Origin of the sequence: Aeromonas sp. s9 (assembly GCF_040907765.1) — a bacterium.
In the GTDB taxonomy this organism is placed as follows: Bacteria; Pseudomonadota; Gammaproteobacteria; order Enterobacterales; family Aeromonadaceae; genus Aeromonas; species Aeromonas caviae.
The window spans coordinates 1-26,004 of record NZ_JBFOCK010000089.1 but is presented as its reverse complement, the minus strand read 5'-3'; the positions used below and the strand labels follow the sequence as shown (position 1 = coordinate 26,004).

The following is a 26,004-nucleotide window of genomic DNA, read 5'->3' as shown; positions in this document are numbered from 1 at the left end:
CGTTCAATCTGAGCCATGATCAAACTCTTCAATTTAAGTTTGGTTGCTTCGAAAAGCGGCTCAATGAATTGCTGAATTAACTGCTGCAACTAAAAGTTGCTTTGGTCACTTCATCAGACATTGATATCAAAAATTGTTTTTGATGCTCGATGCTGTGAGTGCCCACACAGATTGCTTGATTCAAATTGTTAAAGAGCAGGGTCTTAAACTATAACCCTCACCAGCTTGCTTTGCAAGGTGGACCAGACACGCACTGCGCCGTGCTGATGGAGGCGCATTATAGGGATATGATTCTCGCTGACAAGCGAAAACTACGTGTTTATTTGATAAAGACGTTCAGGTGTTTAATCAACAACCAATCAGACTAAAAAGCCGTCAATGATTCATCTAAATGAGCCCGCACACCTTCTCTATCACTACCAATCGGTACCCGTTTTCGCCACATCAAGATCTACATGCCAGCCACGCCAGGCATACAAAAATGAAAAGGGCCCCTCGGGGCCCTTCATATCACGCTGCTATAGATCAGATGGAGAAACTGGAACCGCAACCGCAGGTCGTCGTGGCGTTGGGGTTGGTCACGGTGAAACGGGAACCTTCCAGGCCTTCGGTGTAATCCACGCTGCCGCCGACCAGGTATTGCAGGCTCATGGGATCGATCACCATGGTGACGCCGCTCTTCTCGACCACGGTATCGCCATCATTGATTTTCTCGTCAAACGTGAAACCGTACTGGAAACCGGAGCAGCCCCCCCCAGTGATGTAGACCCGCAACTTGAGTTCGGGATTCTCTTCTTCGGTGATCAAGGTCTTTACCTTGTTGGCTGCCGCATCCGTCATCTGGATGGGCAAGGGGGCTTCTGCTACTGCACTCATTGCTGACCTCACAACCGTTACATCCACAAACATGGAAACCGCGAAATTATCCAATACCCGACCATTTAGTTCAAGTATTCACCACTCTCTTACTGTGCTGCCGGCAAGGGGGCTGGTTGAGCGATCAGAGGCTTGAGCACCTCGTTCCACTCAGCAACCAACTCCTGGGCCGGTTGCCGACCCTCCTTCGGGATGAGGATTCTCACCCTGTCCGGGATGAAGCCTGAGGGAAGCTGCCAATTGCCCTCCAGGAGCTGGAAGTATCGCAACGCGTAGCGTCCCTCCCCCACCTTCATGCCAAGATCCCGGCCACTGAGGATCCTGGGCTTGTCAGCCAGACTGCCTTCGAGCCGGATCTGCACCTGCCCCCGAAACAGCTCCCGCTTCTTGGCGGGTTGAGTGAGCGCCAGACGATAATGGTAGCGACCCGGCACACTCGTCTCCTGCAATGTCAGATTGTCGATGGATACCCCCACCTGTTCGCCGGTGGGACGCATGATGCGCTCGAAGAAGGCGAGCTGACGTTTCTGCTCCTGTACCTGGGCTTCCTGATCCTTGAGCGTCTGCTGAAGTTGTTCGAAGGCGGCCTTCTGGGTCGCCAGCAGGGTCTCCCTGACGCCGAGATCCGTCTTCAGTTGTGCAATGGCCTTGCTCTGACGCTCCAACGTCTCTTGCTGCACCGTCATCAGGCTGCTCTGAGCCAGCTCCTGTCTGTTCCCGACGACATAACCGATACATGCCCCCACGGCCAGCACCACCAATAACTTCACGATTTGGGACATAAGGCCTCTTCTATATGCCGACATCAACACGGCCGGTTTCTTTTCACTATACGCGACCATGCCGGATTGATACGGATAAACAAAGAGTTAACCGGTCGCGATGCTGCTTTCACCCCGGTTTTGACGCGCAGCAAGCCGTAAAGTTCGCTCCAGGATCTGGGAATAGATGGGACGCCCCCCCAACCATTGCGCCACCAGGGTTGCCCCTATGGTGGTGATCATCATGGGCAGGATCAGCTGATAGTTGTCTGTCATCTCGGTCACCAGCACGATGCCTGTAATGGGGGCACGCACGGTGGCGGCGAAGAGCGCCCCCATGCCGGCGATGGCAAAGGCGCCCGGTTCGATGCCGAGATCGGGAAATGCAGAGTGGAACAGGTGACCAAAGATCACCCCGAACAGGGTGCCCAGCGCCAGGGTCGGCGCAAAGACACCACCAGGGGCCCCCGAGCAAAAGCAGATGAGGGTACCCACCAGTCGCACCGAGAAGATGATGAAGAGCGTCGCCATCGCATAGTCTCCCCCCGTCAGATGCGGGATGAGCTCGATTCCCCCTCCAGTGACAGAAGGGGTGAACAGTGACAGCATGCCAAAGGTTCCAGCCACCCCCATGCCGATGATGACGAAGCGGTGGCGCTTGTTCTGATGCAATGCCAGGTAGCCATCCTGACAGGCGAGCACCAGCTTGTTGAAGACGAACCCCAGCACGCCGAAACAGCCTCCCATGAAGAGGAACAGCCAGAGCGCCTTGAGGGCCGGGGCATCGTAGTGAGGCAGACTGATGACCGGCGCCTGCCCCTTCATGTTCTGCAGCATCAGGGTCGCCATGACGGCCGAAATCCCGACCGCCTTGATGGCGAGGAAGGAGTAGCGAAATTGCGGTCGCATCTCTTCCATGACAAACAGTATCCCTGCCAGCGGGGCATTGAAGGCCGCAGCGAGACCACCCGCCGCACCGGCAGCCAGCAGGGCGTGGCCATGCTCCTTGGGCAACCGGAAGATATCCGCCACCATCTTGCCGAGGTTGCCCCCAATTTGCACCGAGGGCCCCTCCCGCCCCAGCACCATGCCGGAGCTCAGGGTACAGACCCCGCCAAAAAACTTCACCGGCAACACCCGCCACCAGCGTACCGGGCGCAGGTCGTCCATGGCCCCTTCAATTTCCGGGATACCGGATCCCCCCGCCTCGGGGGCAAAGGCATGAGTGAGGAAATAGCCGACCAACCCCAGCAGGGCGCTGAAACCAAAGCCGAGCAGACCGAGCTGCCACCAGGGGCGATCGGCCAGCAAGTCGACACGCTGCTGGGCCAGCCAGTGAACGCAAGACTCGAACAATCCGCACACCAGGCCTGCCAGCAGGCCGACCAGGGCCGCCAACAGGAGCACCAGCAGCGGCATCTTGTCCCGCCGTATCAGGCGCTGCAAGACTGGAGGACGACGCTGCGAGGCCGCGTCGGCGGAAGGAATGGCTTGTTGCTCCATGGATAATCACGCTCATCTAACGAGGACCAGACACACCTCGGCCTCGGCTGCCCAGCTCTGGGCCTTTCTGCTATAGTCGGCCCGTTTCATGTATCACGGGCGAGAGTCCGGGGCGAGAGCGCAAAGCATACTCCTCCCGCCATCCCCTGCCGAGCCGCAATCGGCAGCCTGCGCCCGGGTAACGACCAAAATCCCATTAAGGATGATCCATGTCAAAATCAGATCAGCTGTTTGAACAGGCCCGCCAGACCATTCCCGGTGGCGTCAACTCACCGGTCCGCGCCTTCAACGGGGTCGGCGGCACACCCCGCTTCATCGATCACGCCGATGGCGCCTACCTCTATGACGTGGACGGCCAGGCCTATGTGGATTACATCGGTTCCTGGGGCCCCATGCTGCTCGGCCACAACCACCCGGCCATCAAGGCTGCGGTCATCAAGGCGGTGGAGAAGGGACTGAGCTACGGTGCCCCGACCGAGATCGAAGTGCTGATGGCCGAGAAGGTGCGCCAGATCGTCCCCTCCATGGAGCAGGTGCGGATGGTCAACTCCGGCACCGAGGCGACCATGAGCGCCATCCGGCTGGCCCGCGGCTACACCGGTCGCGACAAGATCGTCAAGTTTGAAGGCTGCTACCACGGCCATGCCGACTCCCTGCTGGTCAAGGCCGGTTCCGGCGCCCTCACCCTGGGTCAGCCCAACAGCCCGGGCGTACCGGCCGATTTCGCCAAGCACACCTTGACCTGCGTGTTCAACGATCTGGACTCGGTGCGCGAAGCCTTTACCCAGTACGGCAGCGAGATCGCCTGTATCATCGTCGAGCCGGTCGCAGGCAACATGAACTGCATCCCGCCGGTGCCCGGCTTCCTGGAAGGGCTTCGCGCCATTTGTGACGAATTCGGCGCCCTGCTGATCCTGGACGAGGTGATGACGGGTTTTCGCGTCTCCCTGCGTGGTGCCCAGGGCCACTACAACATCGATCCGGATCTCACCACCCTCGGCAAGATCATCGGTGCCGGCATGCCGGTGGGCGCCTTCGGCGGCAAGAAGAAGGTGATGCAGCACATCGCCCCGACCGGCCCCGTCTATCAGGCCGGTACCCTCTCCGGCAACCCGGTGGCCATGGCCGCCGGCCTCACCATGCTGGACCTGCTGCTGGAGCCGGGCCTCTATGAGCAGCTGAGCGCCAAGACCGCCCGTGTCGCCGAGGGGCTGAAAGCCGCCGCCGCCAGGCACGGCATCCCGCTTGCCATCAACTACGTGGGCGGCATGTTCGGCTTCTTCTTCACCGACGAGCCCGAGATCACCCGCTACGAGCAGGTGACCCGCTGCGACATGGAACGCTTCAAGCGCTTCTATCACCTGATGCTGGAAGAGGGTGTCTATCTGGCACCGAGCGCCTACGAGGCGGGCTTCCTGTCGCTTGCCCACGGGGACAAGGAGATTGAACACACTCTGGCGGCCGCCGAGCGCAGCTTCGCCAAGCTGGCTGGCTGACAAGCCGCAAGATGTGCAGAGGGCCCCGATGGGGCCCTTTTTTGTTTGCCCGCCCCGACAAGGCACCATAGTAGTGCATCCTTAAGTCCCTCACCGGAGCCTTGCCACCTGCTGGTGCGCCGCGCCGTACACGGGCTGTCATAAATCGGGCCCACAATTTGCAGGCCCCTGCTTCAGGAGCCCATTGGACCGAGGTGTATATGGCAGAGATGAGCCCCATCGATGTGCTGCGGCGCTATCAGGAGTACGAAACCGAGCTGGCCCCCCTGCTGCTGGGGCTGCTCACCCTCCCCGAGGCGTCTCTCAAGACCTATGCCTTCGTCGAGGAGGTGAAGAGCCTGCCCCCCCAGATCAGGCCAGCCATACTGGCGCCCGTTCCGGCGGCCCAGGGGCAGCTGCGCCTGCTGGTGCAGGGCCATGGCCGGGAGCTGGAGATCAACCTGCACCAGCTGATCGCCTGGCTGATGGGGGACAGAGAGCGGCGGCGCGCCATTCCCTGGTTCAGGGCCGTCTACGTCGTCCTGAGTCTGGCCCTGTTTCTCATCGTCGGCACCCTCATCTGGCACGGGCTGGAACAGCTCTATCTGCTGCTGTGCGGCACCCAGCAGAACCGGCTCGGCGCCTTCAGCGCCATCATCTTCCTCACGCTCGCCCTGGCGGTGTTCGATCTCGGCAAGACCATCCTCGAAGAGGAGGTGCTGCTGCATAAGGACATCTTCCGCCACAGCGCCATCCGGCGCACCATTACCCGCTTTATCGCCGCCATCCTGATCGCGGTCTCCATCGAGGGGTTGCTGCTGCTGTTCAAGGGGTCCCTCGGCCAGAGCGAACTGCTCTGGCCTGCGGTGGGGGTGATGGGGTGCGCCGTGGGGTTGCTGCTGGCGCTGGGGCTCTATGTGTTTCTCGGTGCCAGGGCGGAAGCCGCACTGGTCGCCTCCAGCCAGCAGACTGCCCACTCGGAGGGGGCTGCCAGGGGCATCAGAAGACGCGCCAGGACCGGGCGAGCGGGATGACATACCAACGCGGGGTGCCCGTGCAGGCGGGCCTCGCCGACGCCAGCTAGCTCGTCGCCTCTGCCAGCGCGGGCGCTGGCTGTCGCCGCGCCGCCCGCCAGGAGGCGTACATGGTCCAGGAGGTATAGATGACGATGAAGGCCACCAGCCATTTGAACATCTCCATCTCCATGGATTTGACCAGCATGGCCGCCAGCACCACGCCGATGGGGCCGAAGATGGCCACCGCCAGCACGGCCCGCGCATCGAAAGCCCCCTTGCGAATGAAGGTCCCCGCCGAGAAGACGCTGAGCACGGCGGTGGATCCCATCATGATGGGGAAGGCCACCAGCGGGTTCATGCCGAGCAGATAGACCAGGGTCATGCAGGGGGCGAACAGGCCGATACCGACGTTCATCAGGGCTCCGAACAGGAAGTTGCCGGCAAGGGCGATCCCCAGCTTGTAACCGCTCAGCCCCATGGCCTCGCCACCGAGGGGGAAGAGCCCGAGCAGACCGGCAAAGATGAGACCGGCGACCACCAGCAGGGAGACCGCCATTACCAGCCGGATGGTCTGGCGATCAAAGGAAGCCACGTAACGGGCGCCCCAGGCCGCACCGGCCGCCGCCGCCGCCATCATGCTGATGAGGGTGACGGGATCCACGTTGACCACGCCGATGAAGATGAGAGCCTGGGTCACGGTCGGCAGCACGCACTGGCCGTTGAGGGTACCGGGCAGCAGCCGATCATCGATCAGCCTGAACTGCTTGTAGCAGGCGGTCTTCACCGCAAAACTCCCCACCCCCAGAGTATCGAGAAAATTGGCCACAAAACCGATGGCCGCCACCGGCCAGAAAGGGGTGGCTTCGAGCTGGCCATGACGCCGTTTGTGCCACCAGGCACGGACCAGCATAAAGAGAAAGACCAGGGCACAACCGATAAACAAGAGACGCAGAAAAGTGACAAGCATGGGGAGACCTCCAACAACGGGCGGCGATTCTAAGGCAGCGGAAGGAAAAAATCCTGGCCAGGATCATGAGACGACGGGTGCAAACGTTTGGCCGCGACTATTTTGGCTGGCAGAACCCGAATGGGGCTATCCATACTGATTGGGAGGGCGACAGCCCGGGCTCATCGGGCGTAGTCCTGGTCATTTCGCGACGACCACAGCACCGGTGAGGCGTAAACGAAAGAAGGCGGGGTGACCCGCCTTCTTTTTTCATTCTCCGTCAGGCAATCCAGCGTGGCAGCCGGGGAGCCAGGCGGTCGATCAGGCGATCCGACACGGGAGTGAGCAACAGCAGCGGCAGGCAGATCAGGGAGAGGCAAAGAGCGCCCACATAGACGTCCGTCATCCAGTGCGCACCAGCCAGGATGCGGGGCGCAGAAAACAGGGGCACCATCACCACCGCAATCACCCCGGCCCAGCGCGGCAGATAGCGCAGGGCAAAACCGGCGAAGATCATCAGGAAGAGGGCGTGATCACCGGGGAAGCTGTCACCGGCGGAGTCCTTGGTGGGAATCGCACTGATCTCGGTCAGGCGCAGAGCCCCGTCCACCATCAAGGTGGGGCTGGGACGGCTGACCGGCAACAGATGCCCGAGCTGATTGATCACCAGGGCCCCCAGCAGCATCACGACCCCCATGGCCACCAGACGACGGCGCTCCTGCCCGTCGGCACGGAAGAAGCAACCGGCGAGGATCCCGCCCATGCAGGCCAGCGCGGCCAGATCGAACAGGCGGTTGTTGGTGATGGCCACCAGATCGGCCCAACGGGGGGAGTGGCCAATCCAGCCATTGACCAGCTGGAAGAGGGCGAGATCCCACCCATCCCAAGGGCCGTGCTCAGGCAGGGCGCCCCAACTGAAGGCGATGAGGCCCCCGGCCAGATAGAAAGGAATGAACTTGCTCATGCCGACGTGTCCTTCGAAAAACGCTCATTCTAGGCCAGCCGCAAGATGACTTGCATCACAAAAGTGTAAGAATTCGTGTAACAAAGGTATTCCATCGGCTCTTCTTTTGGCGCCGCCGACCGGGTGGGCAAGCGCGTCCCCTCCTTGGCTCTCCCACCGGTTGCGGCTAGTATGGGCGCTCCCTTCGTTCAGGATGATGATGATGCGCAGCTACCTTCGCATGATGTTGTTTGCCCTCGCTTTGCTGGCAGGTGTACAGATCCCCGGGCTGGTCGATCTCTACTTCCAGCGGCTGGATGCCCGGCTGCAGCAGGCCGGTCTGGCGCTGGCCCCCTTCCAGCGCACGGCAGACCAGCACTTCAATGGCGATCTGCAGGCGCTGGTCGCCCATTACGGTGCCAGCCAGGATCCCGTCTTCACCCAGGATGCCACCAGCCTCCAGCAACTGGTGAACCAGCAGCAGCACCTTCAGGGGGAGATCGCCGTGCGGGAGAGTCCCTGGTACCAGCAGCTCTCCCACCTGTTGCTGCGCGCCGATCCCGCCCTCTGGCAGGATACCCTGCACAACTACGGCTATGTGGTCCCCCTCAAACAGGCCGCCATTTTCTGCGGCGTGGCGGCGGGTCTGCTGGCCTCCCTGGCGGGGGATCTGCTGCTCGGCCTCCTGCTGCTGCCATTTCGCTCCCGCCAGCGCGTCCCCCGTCACGGCCTGCGCTGATCCCCTCTCACTGCCAACCGGGGTGCCCGCCCCGGTTGGCGGCTACTCGAAGGGTTCGAGATAGGCTTCTATGGCCTTCTTCAGCCAGGCCAGCACCTTGCCGTGATGGGCGTTCTCCGACAGATAGACTCCGTAATCGCGCCACTGCAGACTGAACTTGTGCTTCAGGGTCAGCAGCTCCCCCTGGCGCAGCTGGCTCTGGATAAGGGGTGAAGGCAGCACCGCCCAGCCCAGACCATCCAGCACCGCATCACGCATCAGTTCGAAACTCGACAACCCGATATGCGGCCCTCCGATAGGCAGCAGGCTCTTGACCGAAAACGCGTCCACATAGGAGAGAGTGACCTGGGTGTGATCGGTCAGATCCTGCTGCAACACCCGCTTCAGCCCAGCCAGCGGGTGGCTTGGCGCCACCACCATCAGGGTGCGGATCGGGTTGAGCACGTCGATGCAAAGACCGCTGCGCTCCTGTTCCTCGGTGATGAGGCCGAAGGCGGCATCCACGAACCCCTCTTCCACCAGGGCCGGCAGCTCCGGCGGTGAGGCCAGCACCAGGGAGATGCTGGTGCCCGGAAACTGGCGACGCAGCGCCCCCAGCATCTCGCGCCATACCACCTCGGGAATGGCGTCGTCCCGGGCTACCCGCAGCGCCACCTCGGCACCGGAGGCATGGTGCTCGCACTTGAGCTTCAGGCTGTTGGCGGCCTGCAACAGCCGCCGACAGTCATCCAGCACTTGCTCGCCGATTTCGGTCAGCCGGCTCTGATTCGCCCCTCGTTCGAAAAGTTCGACGCCAAGCTCCACCTCCAGGGTTGCTATCGCCGAGCTCACGGCGCTGCGACTCTTGCCAAGTCGTCTGGCGGCATTGGCTATCGAACTACTGTCCGCTGCTTCTACAAAGAGTTGTATCTGATTTAGCTTCATGGCTTCAAACTGGCGGCAGATTATTCCATCACCACCTTATCCCCTGGCCCGCCCCCAAGGCAAACAAGCAGCGACAGCTTTCTCGACGCTCAGCGATAACCTTGCCCGTTTCGGGTGCCGTTATCCTCTCTTCGTCGCAGCAACAGAAGGAAACTGCATGTCATCCCGTCCCCTGCTTTTGGCCCGCCTCTTCCTGACGGGGGCCATCCTGACCGAGGTCGCCGGCACCTCCTCCATGGCCCTGATCCCAAAGAGCGAGAGCGGCTGGATCCACTATCTGCCGATGTGGCTCCTCATCACCCTCTCCTACCTGCTGCTCGCCAAGGCCGCCAGGACAATCTCCATTGGTATCGCGTTTGCGCTGTGGGAAGGGCTGGGGATCGCCCTCATCACCGCCGTCTCCGTCCTGTTCCTCGGCTACGAGCTGAGCATCCAGGAGTGGATCGGACTGGCGCTGGCCATAGTGGGGATTGTCATGGTGACCCTGGGCGAGACCCATGATGCATCAGCCCACACCCGCCAGAGGAGGGAAACCCCATGCACCCGTTGATCATCGTACTGGGCGCCGCCCTGCTGGATATCGGCGCCAACATGGCAATCAACCGCTCCATCGGTTTTCGCGACAAGGGGTGGGGCGTCCTCGGCATTCTGCTGGTGCTCTGTGCCTTCACTCTGCTCAGCGAGGCGGTCAGTACCGGCAAGATCGATCTGGCCGTGGCCTATGCCACCTGGGGCGCCATCGGCATCCTGGGCACCGCCCTCGGGGGCCTGCTGCTGTTCGGCGAGCGCCTCAGACCCGTCGGCTGGCTCGGCATGATAGTGATGGCGGTGGCGGTCGCCCTGCTGACCACAGCATGATCCCCTCTCCAACCCCATGAAAAAAGCCGCCCTGTTCCCAGGGCGGCCTTTTCATGGTCAAACCGATCACCCAGATTGCAACAGGCAGCCTAACGCGCTGCCTCGTACAGCTCCAGCGGTAGGCCATCGGGGTCGGCGAAGAAGGTAAAGCGCTTGCCGGTCAGCTCGTCCACCCGCACCGGCTCCACTTCCACCCCGTGCTGCTCCAGGTGGGCGATGACCCGGTCGAGATCCGCTACCCGAAACGCCAGGTGGCGCAACCCGCACGCCTCCGGCCGGGAGGGGCGCGGTGGTGGCGCCGGGAAGCTGAACAGCTCCAGCTGGCTGCCGTCCGGCAGCGCCAGATCCAGCTTCCACGACTGACGCTCGGCCCGCAGGGTCTCGGCAATGATGGGCAACCCCAGCACCTGGTGATAGAAGTGGCGCGAGCGCGGATAGTCGCTGGCGATGATGGCCACGTGATGGATGGCCTCAAACAGGGGATGGGTCATGGCAATCCTTGCAAAACGGGCAGCCTGCGCTGCCCGTCTTCGTCAGTTGAAGAAACCGTTGAACCAGTTGTCCAGGGCATTCGCCGGGTCCGAGACCGGGCTGGCACAGCTCATGGGCTCGGCCAGACCGGCCAGCTTGGCCGGCACCTGGAGACTGCCGGGACAATCGCTGGCCACCCGGGCACCGCTCGAGCGGGAGAAGTTGGCCCAGCTCACCCCTTCGGGCATCTTCAGCCCCAGGCTGTTGACCCCTCGCTGGCTCATGTAGCCGCTGAACAGCTGCAAGGCGCCACTGGCACCGGTCAGCCCGGCCGGGGTGTTGTCGTCACGGCCGACCCAGACGCTCACCAGCTCGTTGTTGTCCATCCCGGCAAACCAGGAGTCTCGCAGCTCGTTGGTGGTACCGGTCTTGGCGGCCATGGTGGCCCCGGGGAACTTGGCACCGAGCGCCCGGGCCGTCCCCTGGCTCACCGTCTTGGTCATGGCGAACAGGGTCAGCCAGCTTGCCTGGGGATCCGTCACTCGCTTGGCCGCTTCGTCATGCTGGTAGAGCTGGCGCCCCTCGCCATTCACCACGGCCCGGATGGCCGACAGGGGCTGGGTCAACCCCTGGTTGGCAATGGGCAGGTACATCTGGTTCACCTCCATGGGCGAGAGGGCCACCGCCCCCAGCACCAGGGACGGATAGGGCTGGATCTCCTGCTGCACCCCCAGCTTGTGCAGGGTGTCCACCACCTTGTCCAGGCCTATCTGCATCCCGAGGTTGACGGTCGGCACGTTGAGGGAGCTGGCAAGCGCCTCCATCAGGGGCACGCTCTGGCGGAACTTGCGGTCGTAGTTCTGCGGCGTCCAGATCTGGCCATCCTGGCCGCGAATGCGGATCGGCTGATCTTTAAGCGGCGTGCCCAGGGTCAGGCCGTTGGAGAGACCGGTCAGGTAGACCGCCGGTTTGACCAGGGAGCCAATCTGACGGCGGGCATCCAGCGCCCGGTTGAAGCCGGCGTAGCGGGGATCCCGTCCCCCCACCATGGCGACCACCTCGCCCTTGTGCCAATCGGAGACCACCATGGCCGCCTCCAGCTTCTTCTTGCCACGCTGCTTCTCGATGGTGGCCAGACCCGACTCCACCGCCTGCTCGGCGGCGTGCTGGGCGATGGGATCCAGACTGGTGAAGATCTTGAGGCCGGACTGCTTGAGCAGATCCGGGCCGAAGCGGTTCTGGATCTCCCGCTTGAGCAGCCCCATGAAGGCCGGGGTACGGCCATAGCTCATCTGGCCGCGGGCGATGATGCCAAGGGGCTGCTTGCTGGCCAGGTCATACTCGGCCTGGGTCAGGCTGCCGTGATCCGCCAGCAGTTTCAGCACCAGATCCCGGCGCGCCTTGGCCCGGTCCGGGAAGCGCCAGGGATCGTAATAGGAGGGGCCCTTCACCATGCCCACCAGCAGGGCCACCTGATCGATGTCCAGCTCGTTGACCGGAATACCGAAGTAGAAGTAGGAGGCGAGCCCGAAGCCGTAAACCCCCTGGGAGAAGTTCTGCCCCAGATAGACCTCGTTGAGGTAGGCCTCCAGGATCTCGTCCTTGCTGTAGCGGTAGTCGATGAGCACCGCCATGTAGGCTTCCTGCAGTTTGCGCCACAGGCTGCGCTCACGGGTCAGGAAGAAGTTCTTGGCGAGCTGCTGGGTGAGCGTACTGCCCCCCTGCACGGTGCGACCCGCCAGCAGGTTGGCTGCCATGGCGCGCATGATGGCCACCGGCGAGACGCCGCCGTGCTGGTAGAAGTCCCTGTCTTCCGTGGTGAGCAGCGTCACCAGCAGGCTGTCCGGCACCTCGGAAAGGCGCACCAGCAGGCGGTCCTCCCGATCCTCGGTGTTGAGGCGATCGAGCAGCACCGGGTCCATCTGGGCATAGCCGAGCTGACGCTGGTTCTCCAGGGACTGGATCCCCTCGAGGCGCGCCCCGTTGAAGGTGAGACGCAGGCCACGGGCGCCGTCGGCACCGTCGTGGAACTCGAACGGCCGGCGCACCAGCTCGATGCGATTGCCGCTCACCGCGTACTCACCCGGGGTATGGGGCTGACGCACCTGCTTGTAGCTCAGCATGTTGAGCTCGCGCAGCATCTGGGTCTGGGAGAGCCGCTGGCTGGGATAGAGCTCCAGCGGGCGGCTGTAGACCATCACCGGCAACTGCCACTTCTCGCCGTCGAAGCGCTCGCGCACCTTGGTGTCGAGATAGATGCCAAACACCACCATGAAGGCCGCCACCACCAGAGAGAGCTTGAAGCCCAGCCAGAACAGGGTGCGCCAGATGGTGCGTTTGGGCGCCGCCTTCTTGGGCGTGCGCTTGCGTCGTTGGGTTGCCATAAATCCTCTTGTCGTTCTCCTCGCCATCCCGCTGATGCGAGCGGCCTGCGATGCCTGTTGTGGAGGGGGACTGTGCCACCGCCATCTTGTTCTGATCGTACCGACCGATCACTGCCCCGTCGGCTACTCCTGCAATCCCATCTTCTTCTTGGTCACCCGGGTCGGCAGCGCCTCCAGCGGGTTGTCCGGCCAGTAGTGACGGGGGTAGCGCCCCTTCATCTCTTTTTTCACCTGCTCATAGGATCCCGCCCAGAAGGCGGCGAGATCCGCGGTGATCTGCAAGGGGCGCTGGGCCGGGGAGAGCAGCTCCACCACCAGGGGCACCCGGCCATCGGCCACGCATGGGGTAGCGCCCAGCCCGAACATCTCCTGGATGCGCACCGGGATCGCCGGCGCCTGACCCGGCTGGTAGCGGATCCGTACCCGGCTGCCGGTCGGTGCGGTGAAGTGGCTCGGCAGCGCCTCGTCCAGCCGCCTTGGCAAGGGCCAGGGCAGAGACTGGCGCAGGATGTCGCTCATGTCGAGCCGCTTCAACTGCTCCAGCCGGGTCATGCCGCTCACCGCCGGCAGCAGCCACTGCTCGAGGTCGGCCAGCAGGCTCTCCTCATCCATGGCGGGCCAGGCTTCGTCGGGCAGCCAGTCGCGGGCGCAGCGCAAGCGGGCCAGCAGCCCCTCGCTGCTTTCGTCCCAGGGCAGCACGTGCAGCCCCTTGCGCCGGATGCCCTGCAGCAGGCAGCGCCCCTTCTGTTCATCGGAGAGATCCGTCAGCGGCCGCTGGCCGAGCACCAGCTCGCCGAGCACCTGCTGGCGCTCCGCACGCACCCGTTCCTCCCGATCGTCCCAGTCGAACCACTGGCGCTCGCCGACCAGCTCGGGCAGCTGGCGCACCAGTTCATCCAGCGCCACCGGCTCGGCGATGAAAATGCGGCTGCCGCGCTCGTTCTGACCCATTTCGACGGCCACGATGGCCCCCTGCCCCTGGCAGGGATGCCCTTCTACCAGATCGCAGCTCACCCCGCCACTGAGCTGATAGCGGCTGCCACTGCGCAGCTTGCCGATGCGATCGGGCCAGGCGAGGGCGCACAGCAACCCCAGCCATTGACCCTGCGGGCTGCTTGCCCGTACACCGAGCCGCTCGAACCAGCGGGCCGCTCCCTGGCGCAGGGCGCCCTGACGGCGGTGGAACAACACGGACAAGCGCTCCGATCCTCGCAGATCTTCTTCCAGCAGCGCCACCAGGAAAGCCGCATCGGCGACAATCCCTGTCAGACCCTCGGATTCCAGCTCCCGGGACCGCAGCAACATGCGGGCGAGGCGGGGATGGGTGCCGAAGGCCGCCATGGCAAGGCCTGCCGGGGTAAGTTGTTGCTCACCCTCCGGGGCCATGGCGCCCAGGGCCACCAGCAACCGCCGGGCGCTGGCCACGGCGGCAGGGGGCGGCATGTCCAGCAGGGGCAGCGCCTCCACCCGGGCCCCCCACTGGGCGGCGTCCATCAGCAGGCCGGTGAGCTCTTGCGTCAGGATGTCGGGGGGACTCTGCTCGGCGAGGCGCTCCTGCACCTCGCTGCTCCAGAGCCGGTAGCAGACGCCGGGGCCAAGCCGCCCTGCCCGCCCCGCCCGCTGGGTGGCGGAGGCTTTGGCGATGGGCCGGGTCTCCAGCCGGGTGACGCCGCTCTTGATATCGAAGGTGGCCCGCCGCTCCAGCCCGCTGTCGATGACCACGGAGATCCCCTCGATGGTGAGGGAGGTCTCCGCCACGTTGGTGGTGAGCACCAGCTTGCGACGACCCGCAGGCGCAGGCTCGATGGCCGCTTGCTGGGCCGCGAGGTCAAGACGGCCATAGAGGGGAGCCAGGGTCACATCCCCTGGCAACCGCCCTTCCAGCCACTGTGCCAGCCGCTCTATCTCCCCCTGTCCCGGCAGGAACACCAGGGCACTGCCAGCCTGACTGGCGAGCGCCTCCAGCACCACGGCGCCAACCTGGGGCTCCAGCCACTGCTGGCGATTGGCGGGGCGATAGTGGTACTCGATGGGAAAGCCGCGCCCCTCGGAGCGCACCACGGGGGCACCTGGCAGCAGGCGCTCCAGGGCCATGCCATCCAGGGTGGCGGACATCACCAGCAGCTTGAGATCATCGCGCAACCCCTGCTGGCTTTCGATGGCGAAGGCCAGCGCGGTATCGGCGTGCAGGCTGCGCTCGTGGAACTCGTCAAAGATGACGAGCGACACGCCGGTGAGCTCAGGATCCTGCTGCAGCATCCGGGTCAGCACCCCCTCGGTCACGATCTCGAGCCGGGTCTGGCTGCTGGTGCGGCTCTCCCCGCGCACTCGCAGGCCGATGCGCTCGCCCACCTTCTCCCCCAGCTGACGCGCGAGGAAGCTCGCGATGTTGCGCGCCGCGAGGCGCCTGGGCTCCAGCATGATGATGCGCCCGGGCAGCCGGTGCTGGCGCACCAGCTCCAGGGGCAGCAGGGTCGATTTGCCAGCGCCGGGGGGCGCCTGCAGGATCACGCTGGTATGGTTGTCGAGGGCTGCAAAGAGTTCGGGCAACACCGGGACGATGGGGAGGGAAGACAAAGCGATGGGCACCTTCTGTGACACTTCTGAAAAGGGGTCCATTCTGCCACAGCCTCCCGGCCATCGTAAGCGCCCCTGCCGGGCAGGGGCAGGAAGCGTCAGGTGCAACACGGCAAGACATCCCGGGAGCGGCTGCCATAGAATGGCCCTTATCCGATGCCCATCACGAGGACCAACACGCCGCATGCCCAAACTCTTCTTTGCCCTGCCCCTGCCAGAGCTTGCCCCCGAGCTTGCGACCTGGCGAGACCAGCGCCCCTGGCCCGGCCAGCCGGTACCCGAGAGCAACCTGCACCTGACCCTGGCCTTTCTCGGGGAGACCGACGAAACGACCCAGGCTCGCCTGATCGCGGCCGCCGAGCGACAGCACTGCCCCCCTTTCAGCGTCCATCTGGATCAGACCGGCTGGTTTCAGCGCGCCAAAGCCGCCTGGGTGGGGCCCGGTGAGTGGCCGAACGAGCTGACCGTGCTCGCGAGGGCACTGCGCCGCCACGGTGAAAAACTCGGGCTGGGCAACGGCGAGCAGGGCTATCGCCCCCACGTCACCCTGTCGCGCAAGGCGGGCGAGGCCCCCGGCGAGCTGCCTGCGCCGGATTTTCTGCTCAGGGCCGATCGCTTCTGCCTCTATCAATCCGTCAGCACGCCGGACGGTGTCCACTACGAACCGCTCGCCTGCTGGCCCCTGCGGGCCCGCGTCAAAGAACCGCACCGCGAGGAGCTCACCCCATGATCTTCGATCCCCCCCTGCAGTCCGGGCAGCTGATCTCACGCTACAAGCGCTTCCTGACGGATGTCGCGCTCAACAACGGCGAGGTGATCACCATCCACTGCGCCAATACAGGTGCCATGACCGGCTGCGCCCTGCCGGGCACCCGGGTCTGGTACTCCACATCCGACAACCCCAAGCGCAAGCTGCCAAACAGTTGGGAAATCGCCGAGAGCCCGGCGGGTCACTTCATCTGCGTCAACACGGCCCGTGCCAACCAGATCGCCCGGGAGCTCATCGAACAGGGCGCTCTCTCCCCCCTGGCAGGTTATGCCAGGCTGCGCACCGAAGTGAAATACGGGGAAGAGAACAGCCGCATCGACCTGCTGCTGGAAGATGACAACAGGCCGGATTGTTACATCGAGGTGAAATCCGTCACCCTGCTCGACGAGCGGGAGCAACCCGGCATGGGGTACTTCCCCGATGCGGTCACCACCCGCGGCGCCAAGCACTTGCGTGAATTGATGGCCATGAAGGCGGCAGGGCACCGGGCCGTGCTGCTGTTCATGGTATTGCACTCCGGCATCGCGAGAATGCGCCCTGCAGCCCATATCGATCCGCACTATAGTCAGCTTGTTGAACAGGCGATGGCGGCAGGGGTTGAAATTTTATGCTATCGCCCCCATGTTGGGGTGCAGGGCATGGTGGCTCAGGATTTTATCCCATTTGAATCTGACCATATGCTACCCGAGGGCAGAGAATAAATGCAGAAGTGGGTAACATTATTGATAAGGCTTGTTTGCCTCCCGTTGACCCTTCTGCTATAGATGTCGCCCTCAATTTATGGATGGCACGGGTAGCGTGCTGAATTAGGAGACAGGGCATGCCAACAGGCGAAAACAGGAAATCTCTGGGCCCCCTGGCCATTGCGGGTGTAGAGCCTTACCAGATGAAAGCCGGTGAGGAGTACATGAATGACCAACAGAAGGTACATTTTCGCAAGATCCTGGGAGCCTGGCGCAACCAACTGATGCAGGAAGTTGACCGCACCGTCGACCACATGAAGGATGAGGCTGCCAACTTCCCGGATCCCGTGGATCGCGCCGCGCAAGAAGAAGAGTTTGCTCTCGAACTGCGCACCCGCGACCGTGAACGCAAGCTGATCAAGAAGATCGAGAAAACCTTGCTGCTGCTCGAAGAAGATGACTTCGGTTACTGCGAGCATTGCGGCATCGAGATCGGCATCCGCCGTCTGGAAGCCCGTCCGACCGCAGACCTCTGCGTGGACTGCAAGACGCTGGCCGAGATCAAGGAAAAACAGATGGCTGGCTGATGCCGCCCATCCACAGAAACGAAAAGGGAGCCCAGGCTCCCTTTTTTATTGAGCTTTTGGTCGGGCCGTCCCAGAATGCAGCCTCAATGCATCGCCTACCCGAATTGCCATGGTCATGACATCCCCCCCCTCCCGACGCCCCTATGTGGGCCGCTTCGCCCCCTCACCGTCCGGTCCGCTCCACTTCGGCTCCCTGGTCGCCGCCCTTGGCAGCTTCTTGCAGGCCAGGGCGCAGCAGGGACGCTGGCTGGTGCGCATCGAAGACATCGACCCCCCGCGGGAGATGCCGGGAGCGGCTGACCTTATCCTCACCACCCTGGAGGCACACGGTCTTGGCTGGGATGGGGAGGTGATGTTCCAGAGCGCGCGCCATGGCCGCTATGACGAGATCATCGATCAGCTCTATCGGGCCGGGGATCTCTACTGGTGTCGCTGTACCCGACGCGAAATCATGGCCGCAGGGGGGTTCTACAACGGTCATTGCCGCACCCTGGGGCTGACCGCCGAGGGGTGTGCCGCCCGTTTGCGCCAGCACCACCCGGTCTATCGGTTCGAGGATGCGCTGCAGGGAGAGATCACCGTCCCCGCGGCGCTGGCGGAGGAGGACTTCATCGTGCGCCGCCGGGACGGGCTCTACGCCTACAACCTGGCGGTGGTGGTGGATGACATGGACAGCGGCATCACCGAGATCGTCCGCGGCGCCGATCTGCTGGAACCCACGGTGCGCCAGATTGCCCTCTACCAGACTCTGGGGGCTGCCGTCCCCGATTGGGTGCACCTGCCGCTGGCGGTGCAAGCGGATGGCAACAAGCTCTCCAAGCAGAACCATGCGCCGGCGCTGTCGCAGGACGAGGCACGACCGGCCCTGTGGCAGGCGTTGCACTTTCTCGGTCAGTGCCCGCCGCCCGAGCTGATGGCGAGCCGGATCGACGAGATCATCGGCTGGGGCATCGCCCACTGGCAGCTGGCCCGGGTGCCCCGCCAGCAGAAGATCCCGCAAGGGCAAAGCTAGCCCCGGCTGCATTTCTTGCCCCAAAAGGACCAATCAAGGGGAAGCAGGCCACACCGTTTCTCATTTGGTTGGGGCTGAGCTATGATAGGCCGCTATTTTTTTGGCCTCCCGTCAATTTGAAGTCATAACGAGGTGTACCATTTTTTCCCAGATCGCAAACTTTTGCCGCAAAGTGCTCGGCAAGGAAGACGGCGAGCAGTCGGTGGAGTCCCCCATTCCGGCCCGTGTCGCCGGACAGCGCCGTACCTTGAGCCGTGACCAGCACCCGATTTCGCGCAAAGAGATCAGCGAGAATGCCCTCAAGGTGCTCTATCGCCTGAACAAGGGGGGCTATGAGGCCTACCTGGTCGGCGGCGGTGTCCGTGACCTGCTGCTCGGGAAGACCCCCAAGGATTTCGACATCGCCACCGACGCGACGCCGGAGCAGATCAAGGCGCTGTTCAGCAACTGCCGCCTGATTGGCCGCCGTTTCCGCCTGGCCCACATCGTCTTTGGTCGTGACGTGATCGAAGTGGCCACCTTCCGGGGTCACCACCATCAGGTCAATACCAGCAAGCATGTGTCGGCCCAGTCCGATGAAGGCATGCTGCTGCGGGACAACGTCTACGGCACCATCGAAGAGGATGCCGAGCGTCGCGACTTTACCGTCAACGCTCTCTACTACAGCGCCAAGGATTTCACCCTGCACGATTTCGAGGGTGGGCTGGAAGACCTGGCCGCGCGCAGACTGGAGCTGATTGGCGACCCCGAGACCCGCTACCGGGAAGATCCGGTGCGCATGCTGCGCGCCGTGCGCTTCGCCGCCAAGCTGGACATGACCATCAGCCCGCGCACCGCCGCGCCCATCCGGGAGCTGGCCCCGCTGCTGCAGGACATCCCGGCCGCCCGCCTGTTCGAGGAGACCCTCAAGCTGTTCCTGGCGGGGGATGGGCTGGCCACCTACAAGCTGCTGCGGGAATACGGGCTGTTCCAGCCGCTGTTCCCCCAGGTAGCCGCCCTGTTCACCCCCCACGGCAACTCGCCCTACGAGCAGTTCATCGAGCAGGCGCTGATGGACACCGATGCCCGGGTCCGTGAAGAGAAGCGCGTCACCCCCGCCTTCCTCTACGCCACCCTGCTGTGGGGCGCCGTCGAGGCCCGCGGCCGCGTGCTGGAAAACGAGAGCGGTCTGCCCTGGTACGATGCCTTCATGCTGGCCATCAACGAGGTGCTGGACAACCAGGTGCGGATCATCGCCGTGCCGCGCCGCTTCACCACGGACGTGCGCGACATCTGGGCCCTGCAACAGCGCCTGACCCGCCGCCAGGGCAAGCACCCCGAGCGCGCCATGGAGCACCCGAAATTCCGTGCGGCCTTCGACTTCCTGTTGCTGCGCAACCGGGTCGAGCGCGGCCTCGGCGAGCTGTCGAGCTGGTGGGAACGCTATGTGGCCTCCAACCCGGATGTGCGCCCGCAACTGCAACGGGAGGCGACCCGCCGCCCGGCGAGCGGCGAGCGCGCCGACTCCCGCAGCGGTGATGGCGAGAAGCGCAGCGGCAATGGCCGCAACCGCCGTCGCCCCCGTCGCCGCAAGCCGAAGTCTGCAGAGTAAGGATCCGCCGATGATCGAGGTCTTCGTCGCCATCGGCTCCAACCTCGCCGACCCCCTCGGCCAGGCTCGTCGCGCCATCGCCGCGCTGGCGACCCTGCCCGAGTCCGAGCTGCGGCAGACCTCCCGCCTTTACGGCAGCCGCCCCATGGGCCCTGCGGATCAGCCGGACTACGTCAATGCCGTGGCGCGCCTTGCCACCCGCCTCAGCCCTCTGGCGCTGCTGGACGAGCTGCAGCGCATCGAGCAGGCACAGGGGCGAGTGCGCAAGGATGAGCGCTGGGGCCCCCGGACCCTGGATCTCGATCTGCTGCTGTACGGCGACGAGGTCATCCGGCATGAGCGCCTGACGGTGCCTCACTATGGCATGAAGGAGCGGGAGTTCGTCCTGCTGCCCCTTGCCGAGATAGCCCCCTCCCTGGTGCTGCCCTGCGGCACCCCGCTCACCGAACTGGTTGCCCGCTGCCCGCGCAATGGACTCGCGATCCTGGCCGGTGCAGCAGGCGAGTAGAGAAGAGTAGGAACAACGTAATGAGCAAGATCACCATTACCCACCTGCAGAAGATGAAGCAGGACGGACAGAAAATCACCGCCATCACCGCCTATGACGCCACCTTCGCCAAGCTGTTCGACGACGAGGGCGCCCAGGTGCTGCTCATCGGCGACTCCCTCGGCATGGTATTGCAGGGCGGAGACGACACCCTGGCGGTCAGCATGGACGAGATGGTCTATCACACCCGCTGCGTGGTGCGCGGCACCACCAATGCCCTGGTGGTGACCGACATGCCGTTCATGAGCTACGCCACCCCGGAGCAGACCTACCAGAACGCGGCGCGCCTGATGGCGGCCGGTGCCCGCATGGTGAAGATGGAAGGGGGGGACTGGCTGTGTGACTCCATCCGCCACCTCACCCGTAACGGGGTGCCGGTGTGCGGCCATCTCGGCCTGACCCCGCAATCCGTCCACGTGTTTGGCGGCTTCAAGGTGCAGGGGCGCGACGAGTTCCACGCCCAGGAGATCTACCGCCAGGCGCTGGAGCTGCAAGCGGCTGGCATCCAGTTGCTGGTACTCGAGTGCGTGCCCGTCTCTCTGGCAGAGCGCATCACCAAGGCGCTGCGCATTCCGGTGATCGGCATCGGTGCCGGCCCTGCCACCGACGGCCAGATCCTGGTGATGCACGATGCCTTCGGCATCACCTCCGGTTATGTGCCCAAGTTCACCAAGAACTTCCTGGCCGAGACCGGTGACATGCGTGCCGCCATTCGTCTCTACGTGCAGCAGGTGAGCGAGGGGACCTTCCCCGGCCCCGAGCACTGCTTCAACTGACTTTCTGTCGTCATGAGCGCGGGGGCCTGTGCCCCCGTCTCTCACTCCCCCCTGACGACCCCCTCTTTTATTGATTCATCTGAAGGTGAACTGACGATGTTGGTTGTGAACAATCCCGCCGCGCTGCGCGAGCAGATCGGTCAATGGCATCGCGAAGGCCGCGCCATCGCATTCGTGCCCACCATGGGCAATCTGCATCAGGGTCATCTCACCCTGGTCGAGGAGGCCCGCCGCCATGGCGACAAGGTGGTGGTCAGCATCTTTGTGAACCCCTTGCAGTTCGACAAGGCCGAGGATCTCGCCAACTACCCCCGCACCCTGGAGCAGGATTGCGCCGCCCTGGAGGCCGCCGGTGTGGACCTGGTCTTCACCCCGACGCCGGAGATCATGTATCCCCAGGGGCTCGCCAGCCAGACCTTCGTCGAGGTGCCCGGCATCTCCAGCCTGCTGGAAGGGGCGCTGCGTCCGGGGCATTTTCGCGGGGTCAGTACCGTGGTCACCAAGCTGTTCAATCTGGTACAACCGAACGTGGCCTGCTTTGGCGAGAAGGATTACCAGCAGCTCGCGCTCATTCGCAAGATGGTGGCCGACATGGCCATGCCCATCGAGATCGTGGGCGTGCCGACCGTGCGGGCCGAAGACGGGCTGGCCCTCTCTTCGCGCAACGGCTATCTGACCGCTGCCGAACGGGCCATCGCCCCCGAGCTCGCGCGCACCATGAACTGGATTGCCGAGCAGATTGAAGCGGGGAACAGTCACCTCCCCTCCCTGGTTGCCCAGGCCAGCCAACGCCTCGACAACGCGGGATTCAGGACGGATGCCATCGACATCGTCGATGCCGACACCCTGGAATCCGCCAGCGCCGAGAGCCAGCGCCTGGTGATCCTGATGGCCGCCTATCTGGGCAAGGCCCGCCTCATCGACAACCGGGTCGTCGCCCTGCGGGGTTGAGACACGGCAAGGAGACCACGATGTCCAAGAAGGTTTACTGCATCGCCCAGTTCCAGCCCAAGCCGGGTCAGGAGCAGGCCCTGTTCCGCGTCCTGCAAGGGCTCGAACCCGACACCCTGCGTGAAGATGGCTGCCTGCAGTACATCGTCACCCGCCATATCCAGAGCCCCTTTGCCGAGGGGGAGAGCTTCCCCATCGTCTTCAACGAGATCTGGCGCGACATGGCGAGCTTCGAGGCCCACTGCCAGCGCGCCGGTATCAAGGCCTTCTTCGAGCGCTACTGCCTCGCGGATGATGGCCTCGCGGCCAAGTGGAACGTCTGCGTCTACAGCGACGAGCCCTCAGACTACGATGCCCCGGCCCTCTGAGACCGACATGTGCAAATAAAAAGGCGCCCGAGGGCGCCTTTTTGCTGGCAGGTGCGCGCCTCAGTGGCGCAGACCGGTGCCGCGGGAGATGAGCCACCAGGCCATCCCGTAGAGTACTAGGATGAAGCCGATGATGATGAGATAGGCGGTGCCGAGGGGCACGTCGGAGATCCCGAGGAAGCCGTAGCGGAACGCGTTCACCATGTAGATGATGGGGTTCACCTGGGAGACCCCCTGCCAGAACGGCGGCAGCAGGGTGATGGAGTAGAAGACGCCCCCCAGATAGGTCAGGGGAGTCAGGATGAAGGTCGGGATGATGCTGATGTCATCGAACGACTTCGCGAACACCGCGTTGATGAGCCCCCCCAGGGAGAAGAGGATGGAGGTGAGCAGCACGGTCACGCAGACGCTGAACAGGTGATGGATCTGCAGCGGCACGAAGAACAGCGACACCAGGGTGACGATGAGGCCGACACAGAGGCCGCGCGCCACGCCACCGCCCACATACCCCGCGATGATGATGTAGTTGGGCACCGGCGCCACCAGCAGCTCCTCCACGTTGCGCTGGAACTTGGCGCTGTAGAAGGAGGAGGCGACGTTGGAGTAGGAATTGGTGATGACCGACATCATGATGAGGCCGGGCACGATGAACTCCATGTAGCTGAAGCCACCCATGTCACCGATGCGCGAGCCGATGAGGTTGCCGAAGATGACGAAGTAGAGGCTCATGGTGATGGCGGGCGGCACCAGGGTCTGGATCCAGATCCGGGTGAAACGGCTCACTTCCTTGGCCAGAATGCTCTTGAAGGCGATGTAATAGGTCATGGGGTTCATGCTTTGCGACCCTCCTCTACCAGATTGACGAACAGCTCTTCCAGCCGGTTCGCCTTGTTGCGCATGCTGAGCACCTTCACCCCCTGGGCGGAGAGCTGCTCGAACAGGCTGTTGAGGGACTGGCTCTTCTCCAGTTCCACTTCCAGGGTGTTCTCATCCTGCATCCGGCCGTTGAACTCGGGCAGGGCCGGTACGATGGAGCCCGGCACCAGATCCAGCAGGAAGGTCTCGCGACCCAGCTTGCCGAGCAGGCTCTTCATGCTGGTGTTCTCGATGAGACGGCCCTTGTCGATGATGCCGATGTTGCGGCACAGCATCTCGGCCTCTTCCAGGTAGTGGGTGGTCAGGATGATGGTCACCCCCTGCTCGTTGAGATCCTTGAGGAAACTCCACATGGAACGGCGGATCTCGATGTCCACCCCGGCGGTCGGCTCATCCAGGATCAGCAGCTTGGGCTCATGCATCAGGGCGCGGGCGATCATCAATCGGCGCTTCATGCCACCGGAGAGAGTGCGAGCCGCCATGTCGCGCTTGTCCCACAGATCGAGCTGGCGCAGGTACTTCTCGGCGCGCACCTTGGCCTCGGCCCGCGGCACTCCATAGAAACCGGCCTGGTGAGTCACTATCTGGCTCACCTTCTCGAACTGGCTGAAGTTGAACTCCTGGGGCACCAGGCCGAGCTGGGACTTGGCCAGCTCCAGATCGGTATCGATGTCATGACCGAATACCTTCACCTTGCCGGCACTCTTGTTGACCAGTGAGCTGATCACGCCGATGGTGGTGGATTTGCCCGCCCCGTTGGGACCGAGCAGGGCGAAGAAATCCCCCTGTTTGACGGTGAGATCGATGCCCTTGAGGGCTTCGACGCCCCCCTGATAGGTCTTCTTCAGACCGCTGATTTCCAATGCGTTCATTGCAACCCCTGTGATGGATGAGCCCATCTCGAGACAGAAAAGGCGGCTGTGACGCCGCCTGAAGACAGTCGATGGCGGGCCGGCCAGCCTGCCTTGCTACTTCGGACCCGGCTTACTCTTGCGGTACGACCTTGCCGATGAAGGGCAGGTTACGGTACTTCTGGGCGTAGTCAATGCCACAGCCCACCACGAACTCGTCCGGGATAGAGAAGCCAAGCCAGTCCACCGGCACCTGAACCTCGCGGCGGGACGGTTTGTCCAGCAGGGTGCAGATGGCCAGGGATTTCGGCTCGCGCAGAGAGAGGATCTCGCGCACCTTGTTGAGGGTGTAACCGGTGTCGATGATGTCCTCGACGATCACCACGTCCTTGCCTTTGATGTCGTCATCCAGATCCTTGAGGATGCGCACGTCACGGGTGCTGTGCATGCCGGAGCCATAGCTGGAGGCAGTCATAAAGTCCAGGGTGATGGGCAACTGGCACTGACGGCAGAGATCCGCCAGGAAGACGCAGGAGCCGCGCAACAGGCCGATCATGACCACTTCCTCGGAGCCCTGGTAACGGGCGGTAATCTCTTCACCCAGCGTGGCGATCCGGGCTGCAACCTCGGCCTCGGGGATCATCACCTCGACAATGTGTTTCATCACATACTCCAATAATGACCAAAGGGTTATTGGCCGTTCATTAACGTCAAAACCGAGGATTCTACCACTCCAACCAGTGGGCGTCAGGCATACGTGATGCTTTTATCGGCTTATTTTAATTGATAGAGTTAGCAAGCCTTCGGGCATTATCGGTGACAATACTATAAACACCATAATCAATAACTATTAGATGAAAAAACTATGGAACCACGCGCAGAAATAAGACGTCGAACCCGGCTTTCGCCGGAGGCTCGCCGTGATCAATTGATGGAGTGTGCCGTCGAGGTATTTTCCCGTCGCGGCATCGGCCGTGCCGGGCATGCCGAAATAGCCGAACAGGCAAAGGTCTCGGTTGCGACCGTTTTTAACTATTTCAATACTCGTGAAGATCTGGTCGACGAAGTGCTGACAGAAATCGAAGCCTTCGTACAGCAGATCCTCGAACAGGCCTACAACGGTCAGGGCTCCGCCAGGGAGAGCATTCACCGCCACGTGAAGCTGTTCGTTGACGCCGCCTATGACAAGCCCGATCACGCCAGCATCTGGCTGGAGTGGAGCTCCTCGGTGCGGGAAGAAGTGTGGCCTCGCTACACCCGGCTGCTGGACAAGGCGCTGGAGCGCATTGCCCCCCACCTGCAACGGGCCATCGACAACGGCGAGATCCAGAGCGTGCTGTCGGCGCAGGATCTGGCCCGCTCCCTGACCGGTTTTGGCTATGTGATGATGCAGATGATCAATCAGCCGCAGCGTCCGAGCCGGGAAGAGGTGACGGATTTCCTGTTCAAGTACGTGACGGCCCCCATCCAGGCCAGCTGACTCGTGCAGATGTTGACAAAGCGGCGCCGGGCTTTACAGC

At 63.2% G+C, this 26,004-nt stretch carries 27 protein-coding genes; 15 read left to right on the top strand and 12 right to left on the bottom strand.

The genetic code is table 11. From position 1 onward, the window contains the following. Positions 1 to 525: 525 nt before the first annotated feature. The 3 genes from erpA to clcA form a co-directional block, all read right to left on the bottom strand. The gene (gene erpA / locus AB5Y54_RS17845) at positions 526 to 876 is read right to left on the bottom strand and encodes an iron-sulfur cluster insertion protein ErpA (protein ID WP_010675554.1); all 351 of its coding nucleotides are present in this window, start codon (positions 874 to 876) and stop codon (positions 526 to 528) included. A gap of 89 nt (positions 877 to 965) precedes the next feature. Further along, positions 966 to 1,658: a DUF6776 family protein gene (locus tag AB5Y54_RS17840; protein ID WP_048208328.1), complete on the bottom strand. Its 693-nt coding sequence runs from the start codon at positions 1,656 to 1,658 to the stop codon at positions 966 to 968. An 87-nt stretch (positions 1,659 to 1,745) separates the two neighbouring features. Next, positions 1,746 to 3,140: a H(+)/Cl(-) exchange transporter ClcA gene (gene clcA / locus AB5Y54_RS17835; protein ID WP_010675556.1), complete on the bottom strand. Its 1,395-nt coding sequence runs from the start codon at positions 3,138 to 3,140 to the stop codon at positions 1,746 to 1,748. A 209-nt stretch (positions 3,141 to 3,349) separates the two neighbouring features. Between clcA and hemL the strand changes: the two genes are divergently transcribed. Then, positions 3,350 to 4,636, top strand: a complete 1,287-nt coding sequence (gene hemL / locus AB5Y54_RS17830; RefSeq protein ID WP_010675557.1) for a glutamate-1-semialdehyde 2,1-aminomutase — start codon at positions 3,350 to 3,352, stop codon at positions 4,634 to 4,636. Positions 4,637 to 4,836: 200 nt separating this feature from the next. Beyond that, complete coding sequence (locus tag AB5Y54_RS17825; protein ID WP_041213869.1) at positions 4,837 to 5,649, top strand: hypothetical protein; 813 nt, start codon at positions 4,837 to 4,839, stop codon at positions 5,647 to 5,649. 46 nt (positions 5,650 to 5,695) lie between these two features. Here AB5Y54_RS17825 and AB5Y54_RS17820 read toward each other — a convergent pair whose 3' ends face one another. Both AB5Y54_RS17820 and AB5Y54_RS17815 read right to left on the bottom strand, forming a co-directional pair. Further along, the gene (locus AB5Y54_RS17820; RefSeq protein ID WP_143237121.1) at positions 5,696 to 6,598 is read right to left on the bottom strand and encodes a sulfite exporter TauE/SafE family protein; all 903 of its coding nucleotides are present in this window, start codon (positions 6,596 to 6,598) and stop codon (positions 5,696 to 5,698) included. A 259-nt stretch (positions 6,599 to 6,857) separates the two neighbouring features. Next, positions 6,858 to 7,541: a phosphatase PAP2 family protein gene (locus AB5Y54_RS17815; protein WP_109112714.1), complete on the bottom strand. Its 684-nt coding sequence runs from the start codon at positions 7,539 to 7,541 to the stop codon at positions 6,858 to 6,860. Positions 7,542 to 7,743: 202 nt separating this feature from the next. Between AB5Y54_RS17815 and AB5Y54_RS17810 the strand changes: the two genes are divergently transcribed. Next, positions 7,744 to 8,259 (top strand): DUF2937 family protein, encoded by a 516-nt coding sequence (locus tag AB5Y54_RS17810; RefSeq protein ID WP_109112713.1) that lies wholly within the window; start codon positions 7,744 to 7,746, stop codon positions 8,257 to 8,259. Positions 8,260 to 8,301: 42 nt separating this feature from the next. Here the strand turns inward: AB5Y54_RS17810 and AB5Y54_RS17805 are convergent, their stop codons facing one another. Next, positions 8,302 to 9,183 carry a LysR family transcriptional regulator gene (locus tag AB5Y54_RS17805; RefSeq protein ID WP_109112712.1) on the bottom strand — a complete coding sequence of 294 codons (882 nt, stop codon included), beginning with the start codon at positions 9,181 to 9,183 and terminating at the stop codon, positions 8,302 to 8,304. 157 nt (positions 9,184 to 9,340) lie between these two features. Here AB5Y54_RS17805 and AB5Y54_RS17800 point away from each other — a divergent pair, with 157 nt between their 5' ends. Together AB5Y54_RS17800 and AB5Y54_RS17795 are read left to right on the top strand one after the other, a co-directional pair. Next, entirely contained in the window at positions 9,341 to 9,733 is a 393-nt protein-coding gene (locus AB5Y54_RS17800; protein ID WP_109112711.1) for a multidrug efflux SMR transporter, read from the top strand. Then, positions 9,721 to 10,041: an SMR family transporter gene (locus AB5Y54_RS17795; RefSeq protein ID WP_109112710.1), complete on the top strand. Its 321-nt coding sequence runs from the start codon at positions 9,721 to 9,723 to the stop codon at positions 10,039 to 10,041. The genes AB5Y54_RS17800 and AB5Y54_RS17795 overlap by 13 nt, the downstream gene beginning before the upstream one ends. A gap of 89 nt (positions 10,042 to 10,130) precedes the next feature. Here the strand turns inward: AB5Y54_RS17795 and AB5Y54_RS17790 are convergent, their stop codons facing one another. From AB5Y54_RS17790 to hrpB, 3 genes are all read right to left on the bottom strand, one after another. Then, positions 10,131 to 10,532 (bottom strand): VOC family protein, encoded by a 402-nt coding sequence (locus AB5Y54_RS17790; RefSeq protein WP_010675565.1) that lies wholly within the window; start codon positions 10,530 to 10,532, stop codon positions 10,131 to 10,133. 42 nt (positions 10,533 to 10,574) lie between these two features. Then, a complete protein-coding gene (gene mrcB / locus AB5Y54_RS17785; RefSeq protein ID WP_010675566.1) occupies positions 10,575 to 12,896 on the bottom strand; it encodes a penicillin-binding protein 1B in 2,322 nt (773 codons plus the stop codon). Positions 12,897 to 13,019: 123 nt separating this feature from the next. Continuing rightward, positions 13,020 to 15,473: an ATP-dependent helicase HrpB gene (gene hrpB, locus AB5Y54_RS17780; RefSeq protein ID WP_134997659.1), complete on the bottom strand. Its 2,454-nt coding sequence runs from the start codon at positions 15,471 to 15,473 to the stop codon at positions 13,020 to 13,022. 184 nt (positions 15,474 to 15,657) lie between these two features. Between hrpB and thpR the strand changes: the two genes are divergently transcribed. The 9 genes from thpR (at position 15,658) to AB5Y54_RS17735 (ending at position 22,757) form a co-directional block, all read left to right on the top strand. After that, positions 15,658 to 16,203 carry an RNA 2',3'-cyclic phosphodiesterase gene (gene thpR / locus AB5Y54_RS17775; RefSeq protein WP_109113003.1) on the top strand — a complete coding sequence of 182 codons (546 nt, stop codon included), beginning with the start codon at positions 15,658 to 15,660 and terminating at the stop codon, positions 16,201 to 16,203. Then, positions 16,200 to 16,943, top strand: a complete 744-nt coding sequence (sfsA, locus tag AB5Y54_RS17770; protein WP_109113002.1) for a DNA/RNA nuclease SfsA — start codon at positions 16,200 to 16,202, stop codon at positions 16,941 to 16,943. The genes thpR and sfsA overlap by 4 nt, the downstream gene beginning before the upstream one ends. A 119-nt stretch (positions 16,944 to 17,062) precedes the next feature. Further along, the gene (dksA, locus tag AB5Y54_RS17765) at positions 17,063 to 17,512 is read left to right on the top strand and encodes an RNA polymerase-binding protein DksA (RefSeq protein ID WP_029314801.1); all 450 of its coding nucleotides are present in this window, start codon (positions 17,063 to 17,065) and stop codon (positions 17,510 to 17,512) included. 109 nt (positions 17,513 to 17,621) lie between these two features. After that, the gene (gene gluQRS, locus AB5Y54_RS17760) at positions 17,622 to 18,524 is read left to right on the top strand and encodes a tRNA glutamyl-Q(34) synthetase GluQRS (protein ID WP_143237120.1); all 903 of its coding nucleotides are present in this window, start codon (positions 17,622 to 17,624) and stop codon (positions 18,522 to 18,524) included. Positions 18,525 to 18,624: 100 nt separating this feature from the next. Then, positions 18,625 to 20,115 carry a polynucleotide adenylyltransferase PcnB gene (pcnB, locus tag AB5Y54_RS17755; RefSeq protein ID WP_143237119.1) on the top strand — a complete coding sequence of 497 codons (1,491 nt, stop codon included), beginning with the start codon at positions 18,625 to 18,627 and terminating at the stop codon, positions 20,113 to 20,115. 10 nt (positions 20,116 to 20,125) lie between these two features. Beyond that, positions 20,126 to 20,623 carry a 2-amino-4-hydroxy-6-hydroxymethyldihydropteridine diphosphokinase gene (gene folK, locus AB5Y54_RS17750; protein ID WP_048208340.1) on the top strand — a complete coding sequence of 166 codons (498 nt, stop codon included), beginning with the start codon at positions 20,126 to 20,128 and terminating at the stop codon, positions 20,621 to 20,623. Between the two features lie 20 nt (positions 20,624 to 20,643). Beyond that, the gene (gene panB / locus AB5Y54_RS17745; RefSeq protein ID WP_042864977.1) at positions 20,644 to 21,438 is read left to right on the top strand and encodes a 3-methyl-2-oxobutanoate hydroxymethyltransferase; all 795 of its coding nucleotides are present in this window, start codon (positions 20,644 to 20,646) and stop codon (positions 21,436 to 21,438) included. A gap of 96 nt (positions 21,439 to 21,534) precedes the next feature. Beyond that, positions 21,535 to 22,389 carry a pantoate--beta-alanine ligase gene (gene panC, locus AB5Y54_RS17740; RefSeq protein ID WP_010675575.1) on the top strand — a complete coding sequence of 285 codons (855 nt, stop codon included), beginning with the start codon at positions 21,535 to 21,537 and terminating at the stop codon, positions 22,387 to 22,389. A gap of 20 nt (positions 22,390 to 22,409) precedes the next feature. Then, positions 22,410 to 22,757, top strand: a complete 348-nt coding sequence (locus tag AB5Y54_RS17735; protein WP_043155754.1) for a putative quinol monooxygenase — start codon at positions 22,410 to 22,412, stop codon at positions 22,755 to 22,757. A 60-nt stretch (positions 22,758 to 22,817) separates the two neighbouring features. Here AB5Y54_RS17735 and AB5Y54_RS17730 read toward each other — a convergent pair whose 3' ends face one another. From AB5Y54_RS17730 to hpt, 3 genes are all read right to left on the bottom strand, one after another. Then, complete coding sequence (locus tag AB5Y54_RS17730; protein ID WP_010675577.1) at positions 22,818 to 23,591, bottom strand: ABC transporter permease; 774 nt, start codon at positions 23,589 to 23,591, stop codon at positions 22,818 to 22,820. After that, on the bottom strand, positions 23,588 to 24,505 hold the full coding sequence (locus AB5Y54_RS17725; RefSeq protein ID WP_010675578.1) for an ABC transporter ATP-binding protein: 918 nt from the start codon (positions 24,503 to 24,505) through the stop codon (positions 23,588 to 23,590). Before AB5Y54_RS17725 ends, AB5Y54_RS17730 begins: the two co-directional genes overlap by 4 nt. Before the next feature lie 112 nt (positions 24,506 to 24,617). Next, positions 24,618 to 25,148 (bottom strand): hypoxanthine phosphoribosyltransferase, encoded by a 531-nt coding sequence (gene hpt / locus AB5Y54_RS17720; protein ID WP_010675579.1) that lies wholly within the window; start codon positions 25,146 to 25,148, stop codon positions 24,618 to 24,620. A 201-nt stretch (positions 25,149 to 25,349) separates the two neighbouring features. On the opposite strand from hpt, the gene AB5Y54_RS17715 reads away from it, so the two are divergent. Then, positions 25,350 to 25,964, top strand: coding sequence for a TetR/AcrR family transcriptional regulator (locus tag AB5Y54_RS17715; RefSeq protein WP_029314803.1), 615 nt, complete (start codon positions 25,350 to 25,352; stop codon positions 25,962 to 25,964). The last annotated feature ends 40 nt before the right edge of the window (positions 25,965 to 26,004 follow it).

What these genes read in the sequence shown, in the direction of transcription:
- AB5Y54_RS17810 (WP_109112713.1), top strand. Translation starts at nt 7,744, where the DNA reads ATGCGCAGCTACCTTCGCATGATGTTGTTTGCCCTCGCTTTGCTGGCA.
- hpt (WP_010675579.1), bottom strand. Translation starts at nt 25,148, where the DNA reads ATGAAACACATTGTCGAGGTGATGATCCCCGAGGCCGAGGTTGCAGCC.
- AB5Y54_RS17815 (WP_109112714.1), bottom strand. Translation starts at nt 7,541, where the DNA reads ATGAGCAAGTTCATTCCTTTCTATCTGGCCGGGGGCCTCATCGCCTTC.
- clcA (WP_010675556.1), bottom strand. Translation starts at nt 3,140, where the DNA reads ATGGAGCAACAAGCCATTCCTTCCGCCGACGCGGCCTCGCAGCGTCGT.
- thpR (WP_109113003.1), top strand. Translation starts at nt 15,658, where the DNA reads ATGCCCAAACTCTTCTTTGCCCTGCCCCTGCCAGAGCTTGCCCCCGAG.
- panC (WP_010675575.1), top strand. Translation starts at nt 21,535, where the DNA reads ATGTTGGTTGTGAACAATCCCGCCGCGCTGCGCGAGCAGATCGGTCAA.
- AB5Y54_RS17730 (WP_010675577.1), bottom strand. Translation starts at nt 23,591, where the DNA reads ATGAACCCCATGACCTATTACATCGCCTTCAAGAGCATTCTGGCCAAG.
- erpA (WP_010675554.1), bottom strand. Translation starts at nt 876, where the DNA reads ATGAGTGCAGTAGCAGAAGCCCCCTTGCCCATCCAGATGACGGATGCG.
- dksA (WP_029314801.1), top strand. Translation starts at nt 17,063, where the DNA reads ATGCCAACAGGCGAAAACAGGAAATCTCTGGGCCCCCTGGCCATTGCG.
- hemL (WP_010675557.1), top strand. Translation starts at nt 3,350, where the DNA reads ATGTCAAAATCAGATCAGCTGTTTGAACAGGCCCGCCAGACCATTCCC.
- AB5Y54_RS17735 (WP_043155754.1), top strand. Translation starts at nt 22,410, where the DNA reads ATGTCCAAGAAGGTTTACTGCATCGCCCAGTTCCAGCCCAAGCCGGGT.
- AB5Y54_RS17800 (WP_109112711.1), top strand. Translation starts at nt 9,341, where the DNA reads ATGTCATCCCGTCCCCTGCTTTTGGCCCGCCTCTTCCTGACGGGGGCC.
- AB5Y54_RS17840 (WP_048208328.1), bottom strand. Translation starts at nt 1,658, where the DNA reads ATGTCCCAAATCGTGAAGTTATTGGTGGTGCTGGCCGTGGGGGCATGT.
- AB5Y54_RS17725 (WP_010675578.1), bottom strand. Translation starts at nt 24,505, where the DNA reads ATGAACGCATTGGAAATCAGCGGTCTGAAGAAGACCTATCAGGGGGGC.
- AB5Y54_RS17790 (WP_010675565.1), bottom strand. Translation starts at nt 10,532, where the DNA reads ATGACCCATCCCCTGTTTGAGGCCATCCATCACGTGGCCATCATCGCC.
- AB5Y54_RS17795 (WP_109112710.1), top strand. Translation starts at nt 9,721, where the DNA reads ATGCACCCGTTGATCATCGTACTGGGCGCCGCCCTGCTGGATATCGGC.
- folK (WP_048208340.1), top strand. Translation starts at nt 20,126, where the DNA reads ATGATCGAGGTCTTCGTCGCCATCGGCTCCAACCTCGCCGACCCCCTC.
- gluQRS (WP_143237120.1), top strand. Translation starts at nt 17,622, where the DNA reads ATGGTCATGACATCCCCCCCCTCCCGACGCCCCTATGTGGGCCGCTTC.
- AB5Y54_RS17825 (WP_041213869.1), top strand. Translation starts at nt 4,837, where the DNA reads ATGGCAGAGATGAGCCCCATCGATGTGCTGCGGCGCTATCAGGAGTAC.
- panB (WP_042864977.1), top strand. Translation starts at nt 20,644, where the DNA reads ATGAGCAAGATCACCATTACCCACCTGCAGAAGATGAAGCAGGACGGA.
- AB5Y54_RS17820 (WP_143237121.1), bottom strand. Translation starts at nt 6,598, where the DNA reads ATGCTTGTCACTTTTCTGCGTCTCTTGTTTATCGGTTGTGCCCTGGTC.
- sfsA (WP_109113002.1), top strand. Translation starts at nt 16,200, where the DNA reads ATGATCTTCGATCCCCCCCTGCAGTCCGGGCAGCTGATCTCACGCTAC.
- mrcB (WP_010675566.1), bottom strand. Translation starts at nt 12,896, where the DNA reads ATGGCAACCCAACGACGCAAGCGCACGCCCAAGAAGGCGGCGCCCAAA.
- AB5Y54_RS17715 (WP_029314803.1), top strand. Translation starts at nt 25,350, where the DNA reads ATGGAACCACGCGCAGAAATAAGACGTCGAACCCGGCTTTCGCCGGAG.
- AB5Y54_RS17805 (WP_109112712.1), bottom strand. Translation starts at nt 9,183, where the DNA reads ATGAAGCTAAATCAGATACAACTCTTTGTAGAAGCAGCGGACAGTAGT.